The organism is Paenibacillus sp. FSL M7-0802, from assembly GCF_038004945.1.
In the GTDB taxonomy this organism is placed as follows: Bacteria; Bacillota; Bacilli; order Paenibacillales; family Paenibacillaceae; genus Paenibacillus; species Paenibacillus polymyxa_B.
On the sequence record NZ_JBBOSD010000001.1, the window covers coordinates 4,475,513 to 4,496,610 of the forward strand.

At 43.5% G+C, this 21,098-nt stretch carries 19 protein-coding genes and 3 pseudogenes; 17 read left to right on the forward strand and 5 right to left on the reverse strand.

Annotated features, from left to right (window positions below; translation table 11 throughout):
- Positions 1–67: 67 nt before the first annotated feature.
- The 4 genes from MHB54_RS20560 (at position 68) to MHB54_RS20575 (ending at position 4,117) form a co-directional block, all read left to right on the forward strand.
- A complete protein-coding gene (locus MHB54_RS20560; RefSeq protein ID WP_340981872.1) occupies positions 68–574 on the forward strand; it encodes a hypothetical protein in 507 nt (168 codons plus the stop codon).
- Between the two features lie 168 nt (positions 575–742).
- Positions 743–1,453 carry a response regulator transcription factor gene (locus MHB54_RS20565; protein WP_340981874.1) on the forward strand — a complete coding sequence of 237 codons (711 nt, stop codon included), beginning with the start codon at positions 743–745 and terminating at the stop codon, positions 1,451–1,453.
- 2 nt (positions 1,454–1,455) lie between these two features.
- Positions 1,456–2,835 (forward strand): HAMP domain-containing sensor histidine kinase, encoded by a 1,380-nt coding sequence (locus MHB54_RS20570; protein WP_053325918.1) that lies wholly within the window; start codon positions 1,456–1,458, stop codon positions 2,833–2,835.
- Between the two features lie 214 nt (positions 2,836–3,049).
- On the forward strand, positions 3,050–4,117 hold the full coding sequence (locus MHB54_RS20575) for an ABC transporter ATP-binding protein (RefSeq protein WP_013311421.1): 1,068 nt from the start codon (positions 3,050–3,052) through the stop codon (positions 4,115–4,117).
- 147 nt (positions 4,118–4,264) lie between these two features.
- Here MHB54_RS20575 and MHB54_RS20580 read toward each other — a convergent pair whose 3' ends face one another.
- On the reverse strand, positions 4,265–5,548 hold the full coding sequence (locus MHB54_RS20580) for a pectate lyase family protein (protein WP_028542196.1): 1,284 nt from the start codon (positions 5,546–5,548) through the stop codon (positions 4,265–4,267).
- A 350-nt stretch (positions 5,549–5,898) separates the two neighbouring features.
- On the opposite strand from MHB54_RS20580, the pseudogene MHB54_RS20585 reads away from it, so the two are divergent.
- From MHB54_RS20585 to MHB54_RS20615, 7 genes and pseudogenes are all read left to right on the forward strand, one after another.
- Positions 5,899–6,231: pseudogene (locus MHB54_RS20585) on the forward strand (HAD-IA family hydrolase); the annotation flags it as partial.
- Positions 6,232–6,859: 628 nt separating this feature from the next.
- Positions 6,860–6,989 (forward strand): annotated as a pseudogene (locus MHB54_RS20590) (Cof-type HAD-IIB family hydrolase); the annotation flags it as partial.
- Between the two features lie 105 nt (positions 6,990–7,094).
- Positions 7,095–8,573 carry a spore germination protein gene (locus tag MHB54_RS20595; RefSeq protein ID WP_279835788.1) on the forward strand — a complete coding sequence of 493 codons (1,479 nt, stop codon included), beginning with the start codon at positions 7,095–7,097 and terminating at the stop codon, positions 8,571–8,573.
- Positions 8,570–9,727 (forward strand): Ger(x)C family spore germination protein, encoded by a 1,158-nt coding sequence (locus tag MHB54_RS20600; protein WP_023989801.1) that lies wholly within the window; start codon positions 8,570–8,572, stop codon positions 9,725–9,727. The genes MHB54_RS20595 and MHB54_RS20600 overlap by 4 nt, the downstream gene beginning before the upstream one ends.
- 14 nt (positions 9,728–9,741) lie before the next feature.
- The gene (locus tag MHB54_RS20605) at positions 9,742–9,984 is read left to right on the forward strand and encodes a hypothetical protein (RefSeq protein ID WP_023989800.1); all 243 of its coding nucleotides are present in this window, start codon (positions 9,742–9,744) and stop codon (positions 9,982–9,984) included.
- Between the two features lie 28 nt (positions 9,985–10,012).
- On the forward strand, positions 10,013–11,113 hold the full coding sequence (locus MHB54_RS20610; protein ID WP_028542198.1) for a GerAB/ArcD/ProY family transporter: 1,101 nt from the start codon (positions 10,013–10,015) through the stop codon (positions 11,111–11,113).
- 555 nt (positions 11,114–11,668) lie between these two features.
- Complete coding sequence (locus tag MHB54_RS20615; RefSeq protein ID WP_023989797.1) at positions 11,669–12,406, forward strand: cyclase family protein; 738 nt, start codon at positions 11,669–11,671, stop codon at positions 12,404–12,406.
- Between the two features lie 151 nt (positions 12,407–12,557).
- On the opposite strand, the gene MHB54_RS20620 is transcribed toward MHB54_RS20615, so the two are convergent.
- Entirely contained in the window at positions 12,558–12,971 is a 414-nt protein-coding gene (locus MHB54_RS20620; RefSeq protein ID WP_023989796.1) for a DUF4183 domain-containing protein, read from the reverse strand.
- A 454-nt stretch (positions 12,972–13,425) separates the two neighbouring features.
- Between MHB54_RS20620 and MHB54_RS20625 the strand changes: the two genes are divergently transcribed.
- Complete coding sequence (locus MHB54_RS20625; protein WP_023989795.1) at positions 13,426–14,049, forward strand: DUF4183 domain-containing protein; 624 nt, start codon at positions 13,426–13,428, stop codon at positions 14,047–14,049.
- 83 nt (positions 14,050–14,132) lie between these two features.
- On the opposite strand, the pseudogene MHB54_RS20630 reads toward MHB54_RS20625, so the two are convergent.
- Positions 14,133–14,210, reverse strand: a pseudogene (locus tag MHB54_RS20630) (transposase); the annotation flags it as partial.
- 276 nt (positions 14,211–14,486) lie between these two features.
- Between MHB54_RS20630 and MHB54_RS20635 the strand changes: the two are divergent.
- Together MHB54_RS20635 and MHB54_RS20640 are read left to right on the forward strand one after the other, a co-directional pair.
- Positions 14,487–15,071, forward strand: a complete 585-nt coding sequence (locus MHB54_RS20635) for a TetR/AcrR family transcriptional regulator (RefSeq protein ID WP_023989793.1) — start codon at positions 14,487–14,489, stop codon at positions 15,069–15,071.
- Positions 15,072–15,145: 74 nt separating this feature from the next.
- Positions 15,146–15,727, forward strand: a complete 582-nt coding sequence (locus tag MHB54_RS20640; RefSeq protein ID WP_025723258.1) for an NAD(P)H-dependent oxidoreductase — start codon at positions 15,146–15,148, stop codon at positions 15,725–15,727.
- Positions 15,728–15,876: 149 nt separating this feature from the next.
- Here the strand turns inward: MHB54_RS20640 and MHB54_RS20645 are convergent, their stop codons facing one another.
- Together MHB54_RS20645 and MHB54_RS20650 are read right to left on the reverse strand one after the other, a co-directional pair.
- On the reverse strand, positions 15,877–16,206 hold the full coding sequence (locus MHB54_RS20645; protein ID WP_061828748.1) for a hypothetical protein: 330 nt from the start codon (positions 16,204–16,206) through the stop codon (positions 15,877–15,879).
- Positions 16,207–16,487: 281 nt separating this feature from the next.
- Complete coding sequence (locus MHB54_RS20650; protein ID WP_028542203.1) at positions 16,488–17,681, reverse strand: glycoside hydrolase family 5 protein; 1,194 nt, start codon at positions 17,679–17,681, stop codon at positions 16,488–16,490.
- Positions 17,682–18,019: 338 nt separating this feature from the next.
- Between MHB54_RS20650 and MHB54_RS20655 the strand changes: the two genes are divergently transcribed.
- From MHB54_RS20655 to MHB54_RS20665, 3 genes are all read left to right on the forward strand, one after another.
- Positions 18,020–19,042: a substrate-binding domain-containing protein gene (locus MHB54_RS20655; RefSeq protein ID WP_076157537.1), complete on the forward strand. Its 1,023-nt coding sequence runs from the start codon at positions 18,020–18,022 to the stop codon at positions 19,040–19,042.
- 326 nt (positions 19,043–19,368) lie between these two features.
- A complete protein-coding gene (locus MHB54_RS20660; protein WP_340981877.1) occupies positions 19,369–20,613 on the forward strand; it encodes a PTS ascorbate transporter subunit IIC in 1,245 nt (414 codons plus the stop codon).
- Between the two features lie 89 nt (positions 20,614–20,702).
- A complete protein-coding gene (locus tag MHB54_RS20665) occupies positions 20,703–21,044 on the forward strand; it encodes a cupin domain-containing protein (RefSeq protein ID WP_023989787.1) in 342 nt (113 codons plus the stop codon).
- The last annotated feature ends 54 nt before the right edge of the window (positions 21,045–21,098 follow it).

A 21,098-nucleotide genomic window follows, 5' to 3' on the forward strand; every position in this document is an offset into this window, starting at 1 on the left:
TTGCTCCACAATTATCCCGAATTCTCCTGATAAGCTAAAGATACTTTAAAGGAGAGGTGATTCAATCATGAAAAAATGGACTAAAAATGCAGCAGCCGTATTAACCGTAGTAAGTGTATTGGGAGGAGCAAGCAGCGTATTCGCCGCTACAGCAACAACGACTCCAGCGAACACTGCACCAGCAATCAAAGCTCCTGCGGTTACGACTCCGGCTACCAAAACACCGGCAAAATCACCTGTGACGAAAACACCTGTAGTGAAAGCACCCGTTAAAAAAGCTACAACAGCTCATAAAACAACAACCAAAGCGAAGAAAGCCCCTGCCAAAAAATCCGTTGCGAAAAAAGTGGCAAGCCACAAAACAAAAGCAGTGAAAGTGCAGCACCGTACAGTTAAACATCATGCAAAAAAACATAATGTTGTTAAACACAAAGCAACAACTCATAAAACTCGTGCACATCATGTCGTAGCTAAAAAAGTGACCCACAAAGCTCCAGTTAAAAAAGCAGTCCCAGCCAAAACAGCTTCAAAAACAGTCAAAACAGCTCCAAAAACAGTAACAACCAAGAAATAAGATTGATATGCAGTTAGCATTCAGCTCGCCTGGCATATACAGCAGCGATTCATGATAAGAAAGACGGGACCGGGAACGGTATACCCGTCTTTTGTCTATTCTGCTAGGCTTCTGTTAAGCTTAAAGAGAGGATGGAAGCATCCAGAACAACGGCAAGGGGTTAAGGTCATGACAAAAATAGTAGTAGTGGATGACGATGTGTTCATTCTGCAATTAATATCTGAATATTTGAAAAAAGAATCCTACGAGGTCACTTCCTTTTCCAGTGGTAAAACACTGGTAGAGCATATCCGTACGAACCGTCCGGATTGTCTCGTTCTTGATATTATGATGCCTGGCATTGATGGGCTTTCTCTACTGACTCAGCTTCGTGAGTTTACGGAAATGCCGATCATTATGATCTCTGCCCGTGGAGAAGAAAACGACCGTATTCACGGGCTGGAGCTGGGATGCAGCGATTTTTTGACCAAGCCCTTTAATCCAAGGGAGTTGGTAGGAAGGGTCAAAGCGATGCTGAGACTGAGCAAGGCCGGAATGTCTGCATCAGACGATAGGCAAGCGGCAGAAAGCGCAGATATATGCCATGCGGGCAATCTGTGTATTTTTGCTGACTTTCGTAAAGTCACAGTGGGCGGACAAGAGCTAAATTTGACCTCACGTGAATTCGACCTGCTGCTGTTTCTTGCGAATCATCTGGAAAGACCTTTCGGCAGGGAACATCTGATTCAGCAGGTGTGGAGCTATGATTTTATAGGTGATGTGAGAGTCGTGGATGATCTGGTCAAGCGGATTCGTAAAAAGTTAGCTGAATATCACTCTACGCTCGTCATTAACACCGTATGGGGTTTCGGATATAAAGCAACGGTTCAGGAGTTGTAACCATGCGTACGATGAGAGCTAAAATACTGCTTTCCCTGACCATCGCCATGCTTATTACCGTCTGTATTACGGTGGTCTTATTCATCAGGCTTATCGACGACATTCTGGTGAATCAGGCCAAATCCAAGCTTCATGAGCAGGCGCGCAAAGCCGTCCATATTATGAGTGACGGAGGCTTTGATCGACTGGATAATGCTGAATTTAACTATGTTATCAAGGGCGTGCTTTTATCTGCCGATTACTTTATTTTAAGCACGGATAACCGCATCATCGACTCAAGCGTCTCTGGAATGGAAGGCAAAAAGATAGAGCGTTTGCTTTTGATCCGCCAAGGATTTTTTGCATCGGTTCATCCGTCTGCCCAGGATCTGACCGCTACACATGAAGGGGTGGCTGTGCTTCAAGGTAAAAAGGTACTGTTTACGAATGAAGAATTGCCCGGACAACCTTTTCGTATTTTTGTATACTCACCCTTATCTTCTTTGCGAGCACTGTATGTACCGTTAATGAGAACCACATTACTGTCTATCATCGCGGGTTTTTTGGTGATTCTCGTCATTGGTCTGATGGTTGTCTCACGTCTGGTGCGTCCGCTCAAACGATTGAAGGAGGCGGTAGGCAACTACGAACCGAATCAGCCGCAGGATAGTGATTTTCCGCAGGCGGATAAAAGTGAGATTGGCGAGCTGATCGGTACCTTTCATTCCATGTCCGCCCGTATTCAGCACCATCACCACGGTCAAATTGAATTCCTGCAAAATGTATCTCACGAGCTAAGGACACCGTTAATGTCGATTCAAGGCTATGTATATGCCATTCAGGATCAAGTGGTATCCCAGGACGAGGGGCTGAGTATCATCAAAGTGCAGTCCCAGCGGTTAATTGATATGGTGGAAAAGCTGCTGCAGCTATCGAGGTTGGAGGCGCTGAATGAAGAATGGCCTGTCTCTCTGGTTGATCTTAGAAGCATGGCGGAGGATGCTGTTCATCTATTGATGCCGGTGGCTGCTGAACGTTCTATCTCGCTTCGAGTGGAGGGAGAGGGCCTGCATGTGGCCGTTCCAGCCGAGCAATTGTTCCGTATGATATTGAATTTGTTGCAAAATGCAGTTCGGCACACCTCTACGGAGGTTGTCATTCATTTGGAGACAGGGACAACACCGGAGGTTGTATGGGTTATGCATGTGGATGATGATGGGGAAGGGCTGACTGAACAAGAGGCAGCCGAGGTATTTGGAAGATTCTATGCGGGCTCGAATGGTGCCACAGGTCTTGGATTAGCTATTTGTCGTCAAATTGCTACCCGATTGAACGGAGAACTACTCTGCACACGTTCGCCATGGGGTGGAGCACGCTTCAGCTATATCCAGCGCATGTTATAAATGAGTACAGAAATGGTTAAAAATGATCGTTTTTTCGGACAAACATTCCATTTATATAACATGGTGTGAAAGGTTTTTGATGATATTTTAGATATTGCTTGACTGGTAGGTACTAAACTGAGTAAAATTAATCGTATATACCTTGACTCATGGACGTCGTTTTTTTAGATAGTGGTCAATAATAGTGATGAATAATAAATGAAAGAGTGATGAGATGAACCGCCTTTTGGAAGTGAAGGACTTAACGATATCTTTCAAGACCCGTCAGGGACTAGTGCAGGCCATTCGTGGCGTAAACTTTCATGTCAATAAAGGAGAGACGCTGGCGATTGTGGGCGAATCCGGCTCAGGCAAAAGCGTAACCTCACAAGCTGTTATGAAGTTGATTCCGACCCCTCCGGGCATTTATCAAAAGGGTCAAATTATGTTTGACGGACAAGAGCTGATTAATAAAACAGAGAAGCAGATGCAAAAAATTCGTGGTAAGGAAATTGGCCTGATTTCTCAGGACCCAATGACTTCGCTTAACCCGACGATGAAAGTGGGTAAGCAGATCACGGAAGTGCTTTTCAAGCATGAAAAAATATCCAAGGATGCTGCTCGCAAGCGGGGTATTGAGTTGCTGAATCTGGTAGGTATTCCACATCCTGAACAGCGTTTTAACCAATATCCGCATGAATTTAGTGGCGGTATGCGTCAACGTGTCGTCATTGCGATGGCATTGGCTGCTAATCCGAAACTTCTGATTGCCGATGAGCCGACGACTGCGTTGGACGTAACGATTCAAGCTCAAATTTTGGAGTTAATGAAGGATCTTCAGAAAAAGATCGATACTTCCATCATCTTTATTACTCATGACCTCGGTGTTGTGGCGAAGATGGCTGATCGCGTTGCCGTTATGTACGCAGGACAAATCGTGGAAACAGGTACGGTTAATGAAATTTTCTATAACCCGAAACATCCATATACATGGGGCCTTCTCGCTTCTATGCCAAGTTTGGACAGCCATGGTCAGAAGCTGGCAGCTATTCCGGGAACACCTCCGGATCTGCTTCACCCACCTGTAGGGGATGCTTTTGCAGCCCGCAGTTCTTATGCTATGAAAATTGACTTTGAGAAAGAGCCTCCACTCTTTCAATTATCCGATACGCACTTTGTGAAATCATGGTTGCTGCATCCAGATGCGCCTGCGGTTGAGCCACCAGAAGCTGTAAAGGCTAAACTTCGCAAGCTGGATAACGCATTTGAAAAGCCGGTTTTGGTAGAACAATACGGCAGTTAAGGCGTGTTATAATTTGTAATTAAACAAATGAAAAATAAAAAAAGGGCTGTTCTCTCCGTGTGGAATCATTCTACGGAGGAAACAGCCTTTTTGGTGTAAAATCGCAGGTTGTAGGCGCCTGTGGTTATTTGTGTTAGCAGGCAGTGCTTACAGCTTACCGGAACCGGCTTGGGAAGTGACTTCTGCCTTCACACTGGCGGATGGGGAGATTTTATCGTTCAGCGATGGTTTCCAGCCTACAGAGGAGCTAAGACCCGCGCTGGAGCCTGCGTTAACAGCTTGTCCATTCAGGATTGTGCCCGTATCTGACAGGGCAGTTCCTCCAAAGACAGTCACGATTTTAGCTGCAGTTAAACCGGCAACGTCAATGACATTGTTTTCGGCGAAGATTTTGGAGGATTTACCTGCGCCCCATATATACAGTGAAGGATATTCGGAGCGTTTTACATCACCAGTATAGTAATTGTTGTACAGATGGACTTGTCCATACCGCACGCGTGGTGTGCGTTGTACCGTGTTTTCATAATAGTTGTGATGCAGAGTTACACGTAAAGCCCCTTCATCTGCTGTTTTACTGTCGCTGTTGCCAATAATCGATGATTTATCATGATCGTAAAAATGATTGTAAGAAACCGTAACCAGATCGCCTTGGTTAATCACATCGAGAAGTCCATCATGATGCTGGTATTCTTGGCCGTAAAAGGTGCCATTTTGGCTATCGGGGTGAGACCCATCATTGAAGGTATTGTGGTCTACCCATACATGTGTGGCGCCGTTAACTGTAATGCTGTCATATTCCGAATTCCAATTGCCTGTACTGCCGTCCGTCGGGTCCCATTGAGGAAAATAATCGTAGGCATCCTGGAATTCGATATTACGGATAATAACGTTGTCTGTCCCTTTTTTTAGTTGGAAGTTTGCGCCATTAATGACCGCGTCGCTTCCCAGACCGACAATCGTAGTATTGGACGGAATTTCAATGACGACACGACTGGCCTGATTTTTTTGTGAAGCCTCACGTGCCTTTTCCAATGTGCCAGACGGGGCCTTTTTACCCCATGTGGACGGGTCATACGCTTTGAGGTAGGCGTCAAACTCATATTTAGAGTCCTTGTAGTCGTTCAATCCTAACGGTTTATTATTGTCATCGACGTTGGCGTTGATCGTGCCTTTGACATAAATGATTTTAGGCGTACTATTGCTGTTTTTGCCCAAAGCATCGACAAGTTGCTTGCGATTCGTTACGGTGAAAATATTGGAGGTAGTCGCCGTAGCTCCACCTGTTGTGCCTGTAGAAAAGGCTGCCCATCCGTTTTTGCTGCCGAGCGTCTCCTTGCCAATATCGCTGGCTGCATGAGCAGGTGCACCTATAGGAGCCAGAGTAGTGAACAGTAGAGCCGCTGCGATTCCGAGTGAAAATCTCTTTTTCATAAAATACCTCCGTATATTGGATTATTGGAGTAGATGAACGAAGGGAGTCCCGGGTGCTCCTGTGGTTTCTACATTTTCTATCATACTTTCTGTTCCAGTATTTGTTAATATAATAAAAGTTACATACTAAAATTTTTGTCGAATTTTTTATATAATTCAATAGCCCCCTTCTTTTTCCAATCAAGACGTATATGTAATAATGAAAACGTTAACAATCACACGGAATAGGAAATGTATATATGAATATATGGAATTGTTTTTGTATTTTTATCAGAATGTTAACGATTTCAATTCTTGATCGTATCTTGATGGCACGACCAGCTTCTGTATAATAACTGGGAGATCAAACACTGCGTGATGTGTTTGAACAGGTGATTATTTCGGAAGAAGTAGGTTACCAAAAGCCACAAGCTGCTATTTTTGATTATGTATTTACAAAGCGGGTCATTTCGGATAAAAGGAAGGCTCTCATGATCGGTGATTCACTGACTTAGGATATTCAGGGAGGGAACAATAACGGAATTGATAGCTGTTGGTTCAACCCTACCGGGAAAATAAACACATCTGCAATTCAACCAACCTTTGAAATAAAAACCCTGATGGAGCTAGCGAATATTGTACTTTCAGAAAGTATGTGTTGGATCTTACAACGCCCGAAGCGGAATGTTAAAAACATTGGATAACACATAACCGTACAATCGTACACTGAAAAAGTTAGAAGCAGGATTTTTTTTCATAATCTTCACAGATGAAGGAAAATGCAATGATAAATTTGCCCATTTTGACAATACTAGTATTGTTGGACACTGGCATAAATGATAAGCCTGGATTAACTGAAAATTGCAAAATAATAGCCTACAGTGAGGCTTGTCCGAGGCAGATTATAGAGAATACGGGAAGCTTGTCTACGGTTTTCAATGCCATATGGAGTTTAAACATGAATTGGTAGAGCTTCTAATCGAGAATTCGGAAGCCGGACTATCTGAACGTAGTAGCCACAGATTCATTCAGCAGCCAGAACTACTGAGAAATAGTGACTACAAAGTGATGAATGAAAATCTGTTTTTATTTTTAGACAAATTCGTAATCGAGTATTTAAAAAACAGCAATTACACTCCAAGCAGGTTTTAGTCATATAGGAAGTCGCCATATTGGCGGCTTTTTTTTAAAACGTATCAGTTTCTCAAAAAAGATTTGACCTGTAATGCGTTACACTAATTACGGTGTAAATGTAGTACATAACAACAATCATGTCATTTGTGTTTATCGACATTGACGGTACACTTGTCGGTGATGATAGCATGGTGCCAAAATTTAAGACCTCATCTGGAGAGACGGATCTATGGAGATGTTGAGAACGACCCTGTGGCCAGAGAAAAAATGGAGTGTTCCCCTCACCCATTTATCGCGGGGTTTGCCATATGGAGAGGCTGATTTGTTCGTGAGAAACTAGATATAGCCTTGCATAAAAGATTCATCTTAAAGAGATACTAATCAGCACATTAAAAATAGTTTAAATAAGGATAGCTAAGAGGTGGGAACGGTGATGATATCGAAATGCTTGGCCGAAAATTTAAAACAAATTCAGGACAGCTTTTCCGATTGTACCGATCTTGTTCTCATACCTTGGAGTTATGGTTCGAGTTTTGAACATAATGCTCTTTCTGTTTACTTTGAGACAATGATTCAAAATGAACATTTAAAATACATGAAATCTGCTATGGAGGATCTAATCACTTATGAAGCTGGCTCGGCGGAGGCGGTCACTCCCAAAGCTGTGATGCGTTTCTTCAAAAAACATGGAATAACTGGTCATTCTCCCAAGCTGTTGAAAGACATTGATCAAGTTAATGAACAGATATTAAATGGAGCCATAGTTATATTCTTTGATCATTGGGAGGAAGCAATTAGCTATGCTGCTAGTGGGCTTCCCTTTAGACAAGTTAGTGAGCCGATCACAGAACCGGTCGTTCAAGGGCCTCATATAAGTACAATTGAAGAACTGAATGTGAATATAGGCATCATTCGTGGCTTGCTCAAATCAGCCAAACTTAAATTTGAGTATTTCACGGTAGGAGAAATAAGTCAGAGAAAAATTGCTTACGGATATTTGGATGGAGCCGTCAATCCTGAATCGCTATTAGAGTTTAAACAAAAAATTGCAGACATCGACACGGAAGAGATTCTTGAAACATCTTATTTGGAAGAATGGATCAGCGACTCTGTCTATTCTCCTTTTCCTCAGGTGCGCTACACGGAACGGCCAGATACCGTTGTGTCTGCCCTGTTGGATGGAAAGATTATCGTAATGGTGAATGGAACTCCAACAATATTGATATGTCCGGGAATTTTTTTTGAGTTCCTCGCCTCCAGTGAGGATTACTATCAGCAAACCATCTTCGCTTCGCTGATACGTATACTAAGATTTGGTGCATTCGTGATGGCACTCCTGCTTCCAAGCATATATATTGCCTTATCAACCTTCCATTCTGAGATGATTCCGACCGTTCTGCTTCTAGCCATTCTGGATACGAGAGAAGGGATTCCGTTTCCCGCTTTCGTGGAAGCACTGATTATGGAGGTTTTTTTCGAGCTTCTTAGGGAAGCTGGAATCAGGTTGCCCCGTCCGATAGGCTCTGCTGTAAGCATTGTCGGAGCGCTTGTCATCGGTCAAGCTGCGATTCAAGCCAAGATTGCTTCGCCGGTAATGGTCATAGTCGTCGCTCTGACCGGTATCGCATCGTTTACACTGCCTCAATACAGTATGGCCATATCGATCCGCATGCTGCGATTCCCTTTAATGATCCTTGCTAGCACTTTGGGAGGACTTGGAATTATGTTCGGACTTCTCCTCATATTTTTGCATTTAGTTTGCTTGCGCTCTTTGGGTCAACCCTATTTTGCACCACTGGGGCCGCTTAGAATCAATCAATTGCGCGATGTATTCATTGTTGCCCCGCGAAAAATACTGCTTCACCAACCGCGAAACCGCCATTTGCATAAAAGAAAAGGGGGGAAAACATGAGAACGCGAATATCCATTGGTTTCTGTATATTGGCTGTCATCCTGCTCGCGGGCTGCTGGGACAAGGCGGAGCTGGTGGAATTCGGGTATGCACAAGCGATAGCGGTTGACCTGGACCAAAGTGAAGAAATATATCTCACTACCCATTTTTACAATCCCTCGGGTTCGCAGGAGATGGGAGGAGCCCCCAAGCAGTCCTCAAAAGCATTTAATATCCTAACAAAAGGAGATAACATGAATGAAGCGATAAAAGACATTCCCATCCACCTTGGTAGAAGGGCAAAATTGGATCACATGCGCATTCTTATCATCGGGGAAGAAATGTCCCGACAACGAGGTTTAGAAGACGTTCTTGATTTTTTCATGAGAGATCCTGAAACTAGAAAAACCATACTTGTCCTGATTGCTCGGGGGAAAGCAAGCGACTATTTAGAAACCAAGCCGTATATTGAGAACACCATAGGTCAGCAATTACGGAAAATTGAAGAAACGACAGCACGGTTTTCTGCCAAAACTTCCAGAGTTCCGTTACTTGATCTGGCGATTCAACTAAAAAACGAAACCGGAGTCACAACGCTTCCTAATGTGTTCAAAGACAAGCCCCTCGATGAGATTTCCATTGCCGGAGTTGCGCTGCTTAAAGAAGGAAAGCTGGTAAAAAGTGTTATCAGCCCGACAAATACCCAACCATTATTGATGCTGCTTGGAAAATTCAAAAGCGGAGTTATCGATATTGCGGATAAGGATGCAGAGTCTGAAAAAAAGAAAACCAAAGAAAGCCTCCAGGTTATCTCCTTAAAAACGAAGATAGTACCTTTTATCGAAGGAGAGGATGTCGTTGCTCGTGTACATATCAAAATCATAGGGGCAATCGGCGAGCTGCATAGCTCTTCCGTGATGACCAGAGAGGAGCAAAATAAATTTAAAGGCAGACTCGAAGCCGAGATTAAGGAGAAATTGAGGGAAACGATTTCCCTTCTTCAGAAGGAACGATTAGATGCAATAGGAATCGGCAATCAGATTTTTCAAAAAAATTCGGCATTATGGAAACGCTGGAAGCCAACCTGGAACGAACGGTTTGCCAAGGCTGAGTTTAATGTAGCCGTTGAAGTTAATATTGTGAGTACGGGAATGGGGATAGGAGTACCATTTTAGAAAAGGAGATAGCCATGTTTGCTAAATTTTTGTTTTTTATGATTTGTAATGCTGCAATGCTGATCACTGATATTCCAAAGTGGAAACGGACAAATCGCAGAGCACGTATCCTGTATCTATCGCTTATGCTGCCTATAGCCTATCTTGGCTTACTCTATATTACGAATCTCCCGTGGCCAAATCTTGACGAGCTTATTGATTTCTTTCTTCTCGCTCCGGCCAAACGCATCGTCGCATGGTTCAGGCTCCCGACCTGAACTCACTTCATATCAGCGGAGGAATCTCATGAAAAATCAAGAGAGTATCAGTGCGCTCCAGACAGCGGTGTTGTTTCTTGCCGGAATGACGGGATCGGCCATCGTTCTGATCCCTGCTTCAGTAATCGGCGCTGCTAAAAACGGAGCATGGATTTCCTTATTAATAGCTTGGGTAATGGGGATGTGTCTATTGGCCTGCGTCCTTTATTTGCACAGCCAATATCCCGGATTGCTCTTCGTCGAATACAGCCGTAAAGCGCTGGGAAAATGGTTGACCCTCTTAATGATCATTCCTTTTACTTGTGCCCTGTTCTGGCAGAACGCCGCCATAATTATTGAAGTTGGCGGTTTTTTCAATAGTACTATAATGACAAAAACGCCTGTAACTGTTGTCCATACCTTGTTTTTTGTGACGGCTGCACTGACAGCCCGGGCTGGAATTGAAGTTATGGCCCGAATGTTTTTCATTTTATTGATTATGATGTATGGGTTTATTTTATTGGTTTTGGTCTTGGCTTCTGCCAACTACCATCCAGAATTTTTACTGCCGATCATGCCGGACGGAATGAAACCGATTCTTCATGGAGCCTATATCACCTATGGGTTTCCATTCGCAGAAGTCGTATTGTACTCTTCACTTCTTCCGTTTGCACGTAAAGGCGAAGAGCGAATGCTCGGAAAATATATGTACTTTGCTATTATAATGAACGGAGTCACATTAATTGCATCTATTATTTGCACCATTCTGGCTCTAGGACCTTTAGCAGGCGAGATGAATTATTCCATGTATCAGCTGGCCAGATTAATCTATATACAGGAGATTATCGAAAGAATTGAGCCTGTAATCGGATTTTCATTAATTGCCGGTTCGTACATGAAAACCTCGATCATGGTATTTATATTGACGAATTTATTTTCGCGATTTTTTAGAGTAAAAAATTACCGTATTTTAACGTTTCCGATAGCATATATCTGCTTGCTTCTTTCAGTTACCATGTACCATGATCAGGCGTCCTTCAACGAGGACGGATACATGGCTTGGACCTTATTCGATAATCTGGCATATGTTCTTCCCTTACTCTTGATCGTAGTCGTTACACGAATGAGAAACCGAAGCAAAAGAGCTTGATTTAAGTAGAGGTTCCCCTTTTGGGATAGTTTCAAATTAATGAACGGTAAAGGTGCAGACAGCCCGCAAAAAGCACAGGAGTTGAATAAAATAGCACATTGAAAATTAACAGTATTCGTTCGTTTTTGCGAAAATATACGTGCTAGGAATGGAAAGTATGAGGCTGTCAGTATTAGAGAGAGGTACAATTTTGTTGATGCTCAGATCGGCACGAGAGGACGTTTCCAGTATAAACTGGAAACGTCTTTTTTTTGCTGTTGTACAAGATAGAACTGATCAGCATTTGAATAGACGGGAAGCTGGCTCGCGCTTAACCGATCTCTAGGGAGGCTTAAAAAGTCGCTGGAGGAGTTCTTGCCTGGTACAGGCCATTCATGAATATCAAATGTTAATAAATTGCTCATTTCATCGTAGACTGGGATGGCAGCTTCTTCGTCCATACCGTCGCACAAAATAGATTTCTTTCTATATATTAGAAGAGCAGATCGATTTATAGATTTTTGCAGAATCCTCAGGTAAAATGGCTTGTAATAAAGCTGAGGAGGAATGGGCATCATGGCAGAGCATTTAGCAGATATCTTGAAGTTGTTGAAGCAAAAAGAGTGGGTGGATTTGTCCCACGCTTTTTATCCTGAAATCCCTCATTTTCCAGTATTCGATAATGTTCAGGTGGATACCCTGTTTACCCACGATGATGGCTTTTTTGTAAAACAATACTGCTTTCCCGGTCAGTATGGGACTCATATTGATGCACCCGTTCATTTTGTGAAGGGCAAACGTTACTTGCATGAGCTTTCGTTGAAGGAGCTGGTTTTGCCGCTAGTTGTCATTGACCGTTCAGCAGCCGTTGCAGCCAATTCTGACTATGAACTTACGGTTGCGGATATTTTGGACTTTGAGAAAGAGCATGGACGCATTGCTGATCAGTCCTTTGTCGCTTTTCGCAGTGATTGGAGCAAACGTTGGCCTGATTCAGATGCCTTCTCGAACAAGGACGACGCCGGAGATGCACACTGCCCGGGCTGGTCGCTGGAGGCGCTGCGCTTTTTGGTAGAAGAACGGAATGTGGCTGCCATTGGGCATGAAACGCTAGATACCGATTCCTCTGTAGCTTATCGCAAAGCTGGCAAGCTGGTAGGGGAATATTACATATTGGAGCAGGATCGGTATCAAGTTGAGGTGCTGACGAATTTGGACAAGCTGCCCCCGACGGGCGCGGTCATATATAATATCGTTCCGAGCATTCAAGATTCCCCTGGATTTCCGGTGCGCTCCTTTGCTATTTTGCCTTAATCATACAGTATCCAGTCATTTGAAAACGATTATATAATCTAAAAGACCGATTCAGATATCGACATCTGAATCGGTCTTTTCTAGCTTATACGGGGTAATGTACAGCGTGAATGACCGTTCAGTCCAACTTGAATCAAAAATATGAAAAGTGTTAAGTGATAATAGTGACGGTAGGCGCAGAGATGGTAGGCTGAGTCGCGATAATGGAAGTTGTGCCGCTAAAATCTGTTATTTCTATAACAACTGGGACACCTGGTGTAATATCTACGGAGGCAATGACCAGACTTGCTGTGGTGAGGGTGAATAAGGAGCTCTGCTGAATAACTCCGTTAATATAAAAATTAGAAGAATCAGTAGCTGCTAATGTCGGCAAAGCAACAACTGGAGCATCGGCGTCATCTACAAAGCTTGCAGCAGGAACGGTTGTTTCTGTTGTTCCGATCATTCCAGCTGTAATCGTTGCAAAAAAGCGAGTCGTGGCTGGGGCTACGGTCGTGGCTATGGCGCCACCCGTTGATACGGGAGCAGTAGCTACTGCTGTAAACACAGGTTTTATGATTGGCATAGTTCTCATCTCCTTTCTTTACTGGTAATGAGCCATTTGCATTCGCTGGCTCTTAATCAATAAATGATTGTTCAACCTATTCGGAAACGGCATATTAACCTTTCTATTAATAATAGGGTAAATGGAGAAGGCCCTATTTTGCTACAAATATAGATGGAAGCGAATACTTGGAATCTGAAGGTTACAAATGCCTAAAACCCTAAAGGGGGATGTGCATACACTACATAAATAAGCATGTGAGAAGGAGGTGTATACGGCTGGTATGAGGAGACGCGATTCATCACTAAGGAGGCTAGGAAAGAGGACCGTACATTACAAGATCAACAAACGTAAAAAGTGTAAAACAAGTTATTCATTCAAAGGTAGAACAAAAACGGGGTTCCATGCCAAAAAGCATCCAAAGCTAATCATGCAACGGAGGTGCAGAAATACTCCTAGCAAGCGGAGGAAGAGCATGAGCCAGACGGGAAAGCGAGCTGCACCGGGTTCGGCAGGAGCACAAGGCATTCCCGGTTTGACAGGGGTACAAGGTATTCCAGGTTTAGCAGGAGCCCAAGGTATATCGGGAACTGCGGGAACACCGGGAGTCCAAGGAATACCAGGAATACAGGGTCCAGCAGGAACACAGGGAGCGCCAGGAGTGCCAGGTCCGGCTGGAGTCCAAGGAAGTCCAGGTGCAACAGGAGTACCCGGCCCTACTGGAGCGCAGGGCATAGCTGGTCCTACTGGAGCCCGAGGTATAACAGGGCCAACCGGCCCGGCACCTGACATTTCAAATATTGAAATTATACCCATAGCTGAGCGGTATTTTTATCTTGCACCTGCTACAATTGAATCTTCAATCACGATAATGGCGGATCAATTTTCTGTAGATGGTGTACAGGAGGCCTTTAAGCGTTTTAATGTCGGAAGCAACAGTTATGCCAATCTATACATTAATGGAATGATACAAGAAAGCACATTGTATAGCCTAACACCTTCATCGCTGACGATTCGCCTTAACGAAGGAGAGGCAATTCTCTCCGGCACACCTATTATTGTGGAAATTGTCCAATTTAGTGTGCGATCCAGTGGATGATACTGTTTGCGGTGAGGCAACCCAGAGGCAGATACAGCTGTTTCTTGGGGCAACGAGCCTTTGCGCCCGACACGCCAAAGCTGAAGATCGGCTTTGGGGCCTTGGTCATGGATGGCTTGTACGACTTTTTGCAGCGGGGAAATGTACTCGTCGCTCCATATCCAAGACTGCCTGAGTCTTTTCCCTGCTGGGTGACTGCATGCACCTCAAGCATAATGAGTCCCACCTATCCTAGCGCCCGTTTTATTCGGTTACATATCTTTTTTATATGAATAAAATGGGATGATGCACGTATTATTTAGGGTATTTATGATTAATCGCTTATAAAACATGGTTTTTAGGTTTAATTCAATATATTTCAAATGAAAGTATGAAGACAGAATGAGCCTGCATAAATATAATTTGCATTTTAGTTAGTTATCACTTACTATAAGCTTATGAATAAGAAAACACATGTAGACAGCAAAAAGAAAGATATTCTGCAGGCAGCAATGTGCTTATTTGCAACCAAAGGAATTGACGGCATTTCAGTCAAAGAAATTGGAGAGGCTGCTGGTGTGACGGATGCCGCGATTTATAAGCATTTTAAGAGTAAAGATGCGATGGCCTTGGAAGTATTCGGGCAGTATTGTAATAGCTACACCACATTAATTGACTTCTATCGCAAGCAGAGTGGGAACTTCGTTAGTCGTTTCCATCAACTGGTGGATGAAGTGCTGGATATGCATGATGAGGACCAGTATGGTTTGCTTCTACTATCACAACATCATGAGCTGTATGTTGAAGCAAGCCAGAGCCAGAATGTGCGTCAGCCGCTGGAGGCGTTGACTGAATTCATCGAACAGGGGATTCAACAAGGTGAACTGCCGAAGCAGGATGCTCTGCTATCCGGTGTGCTCATCATTGGAGCCATTACACGCTTGTCCGTCTCCAGCCTGGAAGGTGAACTTCCACAGCAGTTGGTTCCATTTGCAGCAGAGGTCAAACAACGTTTAACTGCTTTATTAAGTAAAGGTCAGTAGTGACCTTTTCTTTTTAAATATAAAGTTAGTGTCTTCTAACTAAAATCATAATATGAAGGTAGGAAGTGGTTTATATGTCTAAAAAAATATTGGTGATTCAAGGGAATCCGGTCGCTGGCAGTTATGGGGAAGCGCTGGCTCAATCCTATGTAAAAGGAGCGAAGGCTGCAGGGGCGGAGGTTCGTTTGTTGCAGCTATCCGCGTTGGACTTTAATCCAAATCTACTAGGTGGATATCGTAATAAATTACCGCTGGAACCTGATTTGATCCAAGCACAGGAGTCGATTAAATGGGCAGAACATCTCGTTTTTGTCTTTCCGATCTGGTGGGGCAGCTTGCCTGCATTAATGAAAGGATTCATTGACCGTACCTTTATGCCGGGATTTGCGTTTAAGTATCAAAAAGGAAAACCCCTGCCTGACAAGCTTCTAAAAGGAAGAACGGCCCGCCTCATTACAACGATGGACGGTCCGCATTGGTACTACCGATTTTTCCAGGGACAGCCTGGGCATCGGATGATGAAGGATTCCACGCTGCATCTATGTGGTGTCAAACCGGTGCATTCTACTGCGATTGATCTCATGAATAAATTATCGGATCAGCAGCGCAACGATTGGCTGAGCAAGGTGGAGCAGCTGGGGCGAAATATGAGCTAGGTTTTCACCTGCCTGCCCCAAATTCATTGGCCTACAGGTAAATCATGGTGGTATCTGATCATAATTGACCTGCGAAAAGGAAAAAGACCACAATGGGAGCAACTGGCTCGCATTGTGGTGTTCGGAATAGCTCATGTTTGCAATCAACGTTATATAAATATCGATGCAACGATTAAAATAAATCCGATCGCTAGACCGGCAGGGCCCCAATAATGCATAGGGATAAAAAACAGACTGTGCTGGGTTCCCATTCGATAGCGTTGCCCCGTTTCCATATCAACTAGCACTTTGTCCGAGTCGGCGTTAAGCGCTTTTCCCAAGTACCAGATAATAACCCCCGACACAATGAACACAAAAGCCATCGGTAGCCGGGAATCTATGGAGTCAAGCCCTAGAGCGGATACTAAACTCCCGACAATAACAAATAAGATCCCTGGAATAACGATGTTTAAAATACCAAAACCCTTCCAAATAATCACATGAAATCTTCCTTCCTGAATTCAAATCCAACATATGTATTTATCGGTTAAAAGAGAGATTTAGTTTACAAAATGACCCATTAGATGGGGGATTTACAATGTGTAAAACTGGAAAGAAGGCGTCAAGAAGGGGAGGAAAGCATGTACACACGTGGAGTGTAATCCTGGAGGTTTGCAGGTATCACAAAAAAAAGCCGTTTCTCCACATCCTCATAGCCCAGTATAATCTGGCCTGAAGGAGGAAAATCGGCTTTTTCAATAAGTGAAGTGAAGCCCTGTGCCTATTCGGCGGTTGCTTTCGCTTGTTCCGCTACAAAAATAACAGGCTTCATAATCCGGCTCAGCATATCCTGCTTCGGACGATTCCAGGTAACCCAGTCGTCCAGCAGCAGACCGCCTGTGTCGCCGCTATTCGGATTCAGGGACCAGTACGTAAAGTACAGGTTGTTGGCACCAATATAGTCTACGAGTGCATTTTGCCATTTCCCCTCAGTAGTAGACAAATCAACATTACGACCGCCGAATTCACCGACCAGCACCGGAGCTATGTTTTGCTTGCTGATGTAGCCCCAGGTTTGATCCCAGATCGCTGGCAGGTTGGACGGGAAGGCCGGGTCGTTGAACCATGGCTGCGAAGACACACCAGGGCCGTAATCATGAGGAGAATATACGACACGGTTCGGTACGTCCAGAACGACAGGATAGTTGGCTACACCTGTCAGGTTGCCACCCCACCAGTATTGGCTATTGTTGCCTTGTACATTGTGGTCTACACCTTCTACGAGAATCAGCCAATTCGGATTCACGGACAGAATCGCATTCCCTGCACGTTGTGCCGCCAGACGCCAGTCTGTGGAGGCATTGCCTGTGCCCCAGCTTGCTTGACCGTGTGGCTCATTGTGTAAATCCGCACCAATGACGGTAGGGTTGTTTTTATAACGATCAGCCAACATTTTCCAGTCGCTAATCCAGCGAGACTCAGGGTACTGGGATGTGTACCACAGCTCGGATTGCCCACCTGAGCTTGGACGGTGACGGTCAAGGATAATCTGAATACCGCGTTGTCCAGCTTTTTCGATCAGCTTGTCCATAATTTGAATCGGAGTTAATCCGACCAGGTCAGGGTTTTTGTGATAATCAATACTGTCTGGACGGGAACTGGAATCGAATAACTGATTGCTGTAAGGCAGACGAATCAGATTGTAGCCTTCTTTCTTCACCTGATCCAGCATGTCGTCCATTGAGCGGCTCCACAGTCCATGCAAGGTGTAATTAGGAGTTTCTAGACCGAACCAGTTCAGGCCGTTAAATGCCGCTTCTTTCCCGGATTCGTCTACAATCTTGTTTCCTTGGGTGTGATAATATCCTTTCACACTGGCTGCATCTACTGAAGCGGGAGTATAGCCATACAGTGTGAAGCCCATTACGAGGGAGGTAATGATGAAAAATGTTTTTTTCAGTCCTTTTTTCTTCATAATTCTGCTTCCTCCTTTATTTAAAAGAAATTGTAACCGATTACATTCTCATTTTATGTTCAAATCTTCCATCAAACAAGTCATAAAATTCGTATATTTCTAAGATTTCGTTCGAATTCAATAGATTCGTAACAACGGATGGTTAAGCTAAGTGTCCAGCATTTGTAGGGGCGGTTATATATGAGGTGGAGGGCACGCTCTAACTCCTCATTTATTATATTTTCCTGCTGTAAAAGAAGGTATATAATAAAGTGAAATTCACTTTACATACAGGTTGCAGAATATATATATTTGAAAATTAATACGGCTGACATGCAGAAAAAGAAAGGAGGGTAATTATGGTAACAACGATGAAGGAAGTTGCAGAACGTGCCGGGGTGTCGAAGAGTACAGTTTCGCAGTTTCTGCAAAAGAGATACAACTATATGAGTGAAAACACTAAGAAGAAGATCGAGCAAGCGATTGAGGATCTCAGTTATATACCTAATGAGGTGGCACGTAGTCTCAAGCAGAAGAAGACCTTCATTGTGGGGGTTATTTCTTCAACCATTTTATCGAGATTTACAACAGAAGTCGTGCGTGCAATTGAAGATGAATGCCAACTGGAAAATGTCCAGGTCATTGTCTGCAATACCGATGATGATTCGCTCAAAGAGAAAAAGTATGTCCAGTCGATGATTGCTCGGCAAGTGGATGGACTTATCATTTTCCCGACGGAAGAGAACAAGAAATTATATGTTTCCCTTGCCAAGAATGGCTATCCTTTCGTGTTTGTGGACCGAAAAATCGATGAAATCAGCGTAGACACAGTGCTGTTGAATAATGAAAAGGCCAGCGAGCTTGCGGTTGAAGCACTCATTGAGCATGGTCATAACAACATTGGGATTATCACGTTCCCCTTAGGCAAAAAAGCGATTACCACACGAAGTGAGCGGCTGTCAGGTTATCGAAATACGTTGGGCAAACATGACATATCAGTGAATGAAAACTATATCAAAAGCGGCAGGTTGGATGAAATGCCTAATCTGATTGGACAACTATTCCATATGGAGCATCCGCCCACCGCAATCATTGCTACGAATGACATGATTTTGGAGCAGGTGCTGATTTATGCAAAAAATAATCATCTGACCATACCTAATGATTTTTCCTTGATTGGCATAGATGATGTATCCTTTGCATCTTTTTATAATCCGCCGATCACAACCGTTTCCCAGCCGAGTTTTGAAATGGGGAGAAGAAGTGCCAGGCTACTGCTGGAGAAAATTGATCAAAAAGAACAGGATCATGAGGATCTGTCAGAAATCATCCGAATGAATCCGGTCATTAACCACAGAGAATCTGTTCAAAAACTGAACTGAATGATTGAATATGTCCTTTTCATCTTTTTGAAAACGTTTTTATAAATTCTATTGTAAAAAGAAAATAAAGAGCTATAATGATCTTATGATTCGAGTCATGAATACCCTTTCATTTATGTATGTCCTGATTTTAGTGATGATTGTGATTGAAGAGAGGGGAGGAATGAAGCTTAACGAATAATGTATGGAGTGAGTTGTGAATTAATTCACAAAAAATGATTCTGCTTCTTTTTACATTCCCGAGAGGGAAATTTTTTTCGAGTATTACTAAATCGATTTAGTAAGAATGGAAAATAAATAAAAGAAAGTCGGAGATCACTATGGAAATGTTTATGAGCATTATCAGGGAGCCATCCATCATTATCGCGATTGTGACATTACTCGGCCTTATATTCCAGAGGAAGAAAGTATCAGAGATCATTACTGGAACTACCCTTTCTTTTATGGGCTTCACCATGATCAAGGTCGGCGGCGGCATTTTAGGTGGCGTTCTCACCAACTTCAGTCAAATTTTTTCTTATGCGTTCAACCTTAAAGGTGTCGTACCAAGCAATGAAGCCATTATGGCACTGACCATTGATCAGATCGGGGCGGATGCTGCGCTCATTCTGCTCTTTTCCATGATCCTTAACATCGTGCTTGTACGCCTGACCAAGTTCAAGTACATTTATTTGTCTCTTCACTTGATTTTGTTTATGAGCTTTGCCGCTACAGCCGTTATGAAAGGTCTGGGTCTCAGTTCGCTAACTACGATTATCGTCGGTTCTTTGGTAATTGGGAGCTATATGGCGGTGTTTCCTTACCTACTCCGGAATGCCAGCAAAAACATTATTAAATCGGATGAATATACGATTGCTCATGCTTCCATGACCTCTTACATTCTAGGTACCTATTTAGGGAAAGTTTTTGGCAACCGTGAAAATGACACCGAAAATGTAAAAATTAATGACCGCATCAGTTTTTTGCGCGACCCCAATGTTGCAACGACCTTGACGATGCTTGTGCTTTTACTGGTATCTGGACTGGTTGCTGGTTCTGATTATGTCAGCAAATTATCGGATGGCAAAGAATACATCGTCTTCATCCTCGAACAGTCAGCTATTTTTGCTGCCGGCTTGTATATCGCAAAAGCAGGTGTTAAGCTGTTCACAACTGAAATTGTACCCGCTTTCAAAGGTTTCTCCCAAGTGTTCGCACCTGGAGCAATCCCTGGTGTGGATGTTCTGGTACTGTTCGACAAATCACCCAATTCCGCGTTGGTAGGCTTCTTGGTTAGCTTCTTCACAGGCGTTGCCTGCGTCTTTCTTTTCCCGTTTATCGGATTGCCTGTCATTGTGCCAGGGATCATGGCCTGCTTCCTCGCTGGTGGTGCAGCCGCGATATTCGGCAATTCCAGCGGTGGTTTCAGAGGAGCTGTTATTTCCAGTTGTCTTAATGGATTCTTGCTCTGTCTGCTGCCAGCGCTCACCTTGCCGCTCTTTTCTTTTTTGGGTGCCGAAGGGGTAACGTTCGCCGATCCCGACTTTACTACTCTTTCTGGAGTACTTTGGCTTATTTTTCGCTGGTTTTAAACTAAATCGATTTATGATTTTTTTCAAAATAACTTATCTAAATCATTTGCGTCTAAATCATTTGTGCTTAAAAAGAGGAGGAATTATCCATGTTTTTTAACGATCAAGATATTCAAATTGATATCGTTGACAGTAATACAACCCGGAAAGTGCTAGCCCACAGTGACCAGCTTATGTATGTCAAAGTGATGTTTGCTAAAGCCCAAACAGGGGAGATCCTGTTGCATAAGCATGTCCATGAACAAGTCACTTATGTAATAAAGGGAAGCTTTAAGTTCATGATCGATAATGGCGAAACAAAGGAAGTGCAGACTGTCAAAGAAGGAGACAGCATCCATTTTCCATCCGATACTCTTCATGGCTGTATCCCACTGGAGGATGGCGGTATTCTGCTAGATGCATTTACACCAGCACGTGCAGATTTTCTGTAAATTCCCCTTTCAAAATACGGTTTATCTACCCCGATATCTGGAGGAATTTACGAT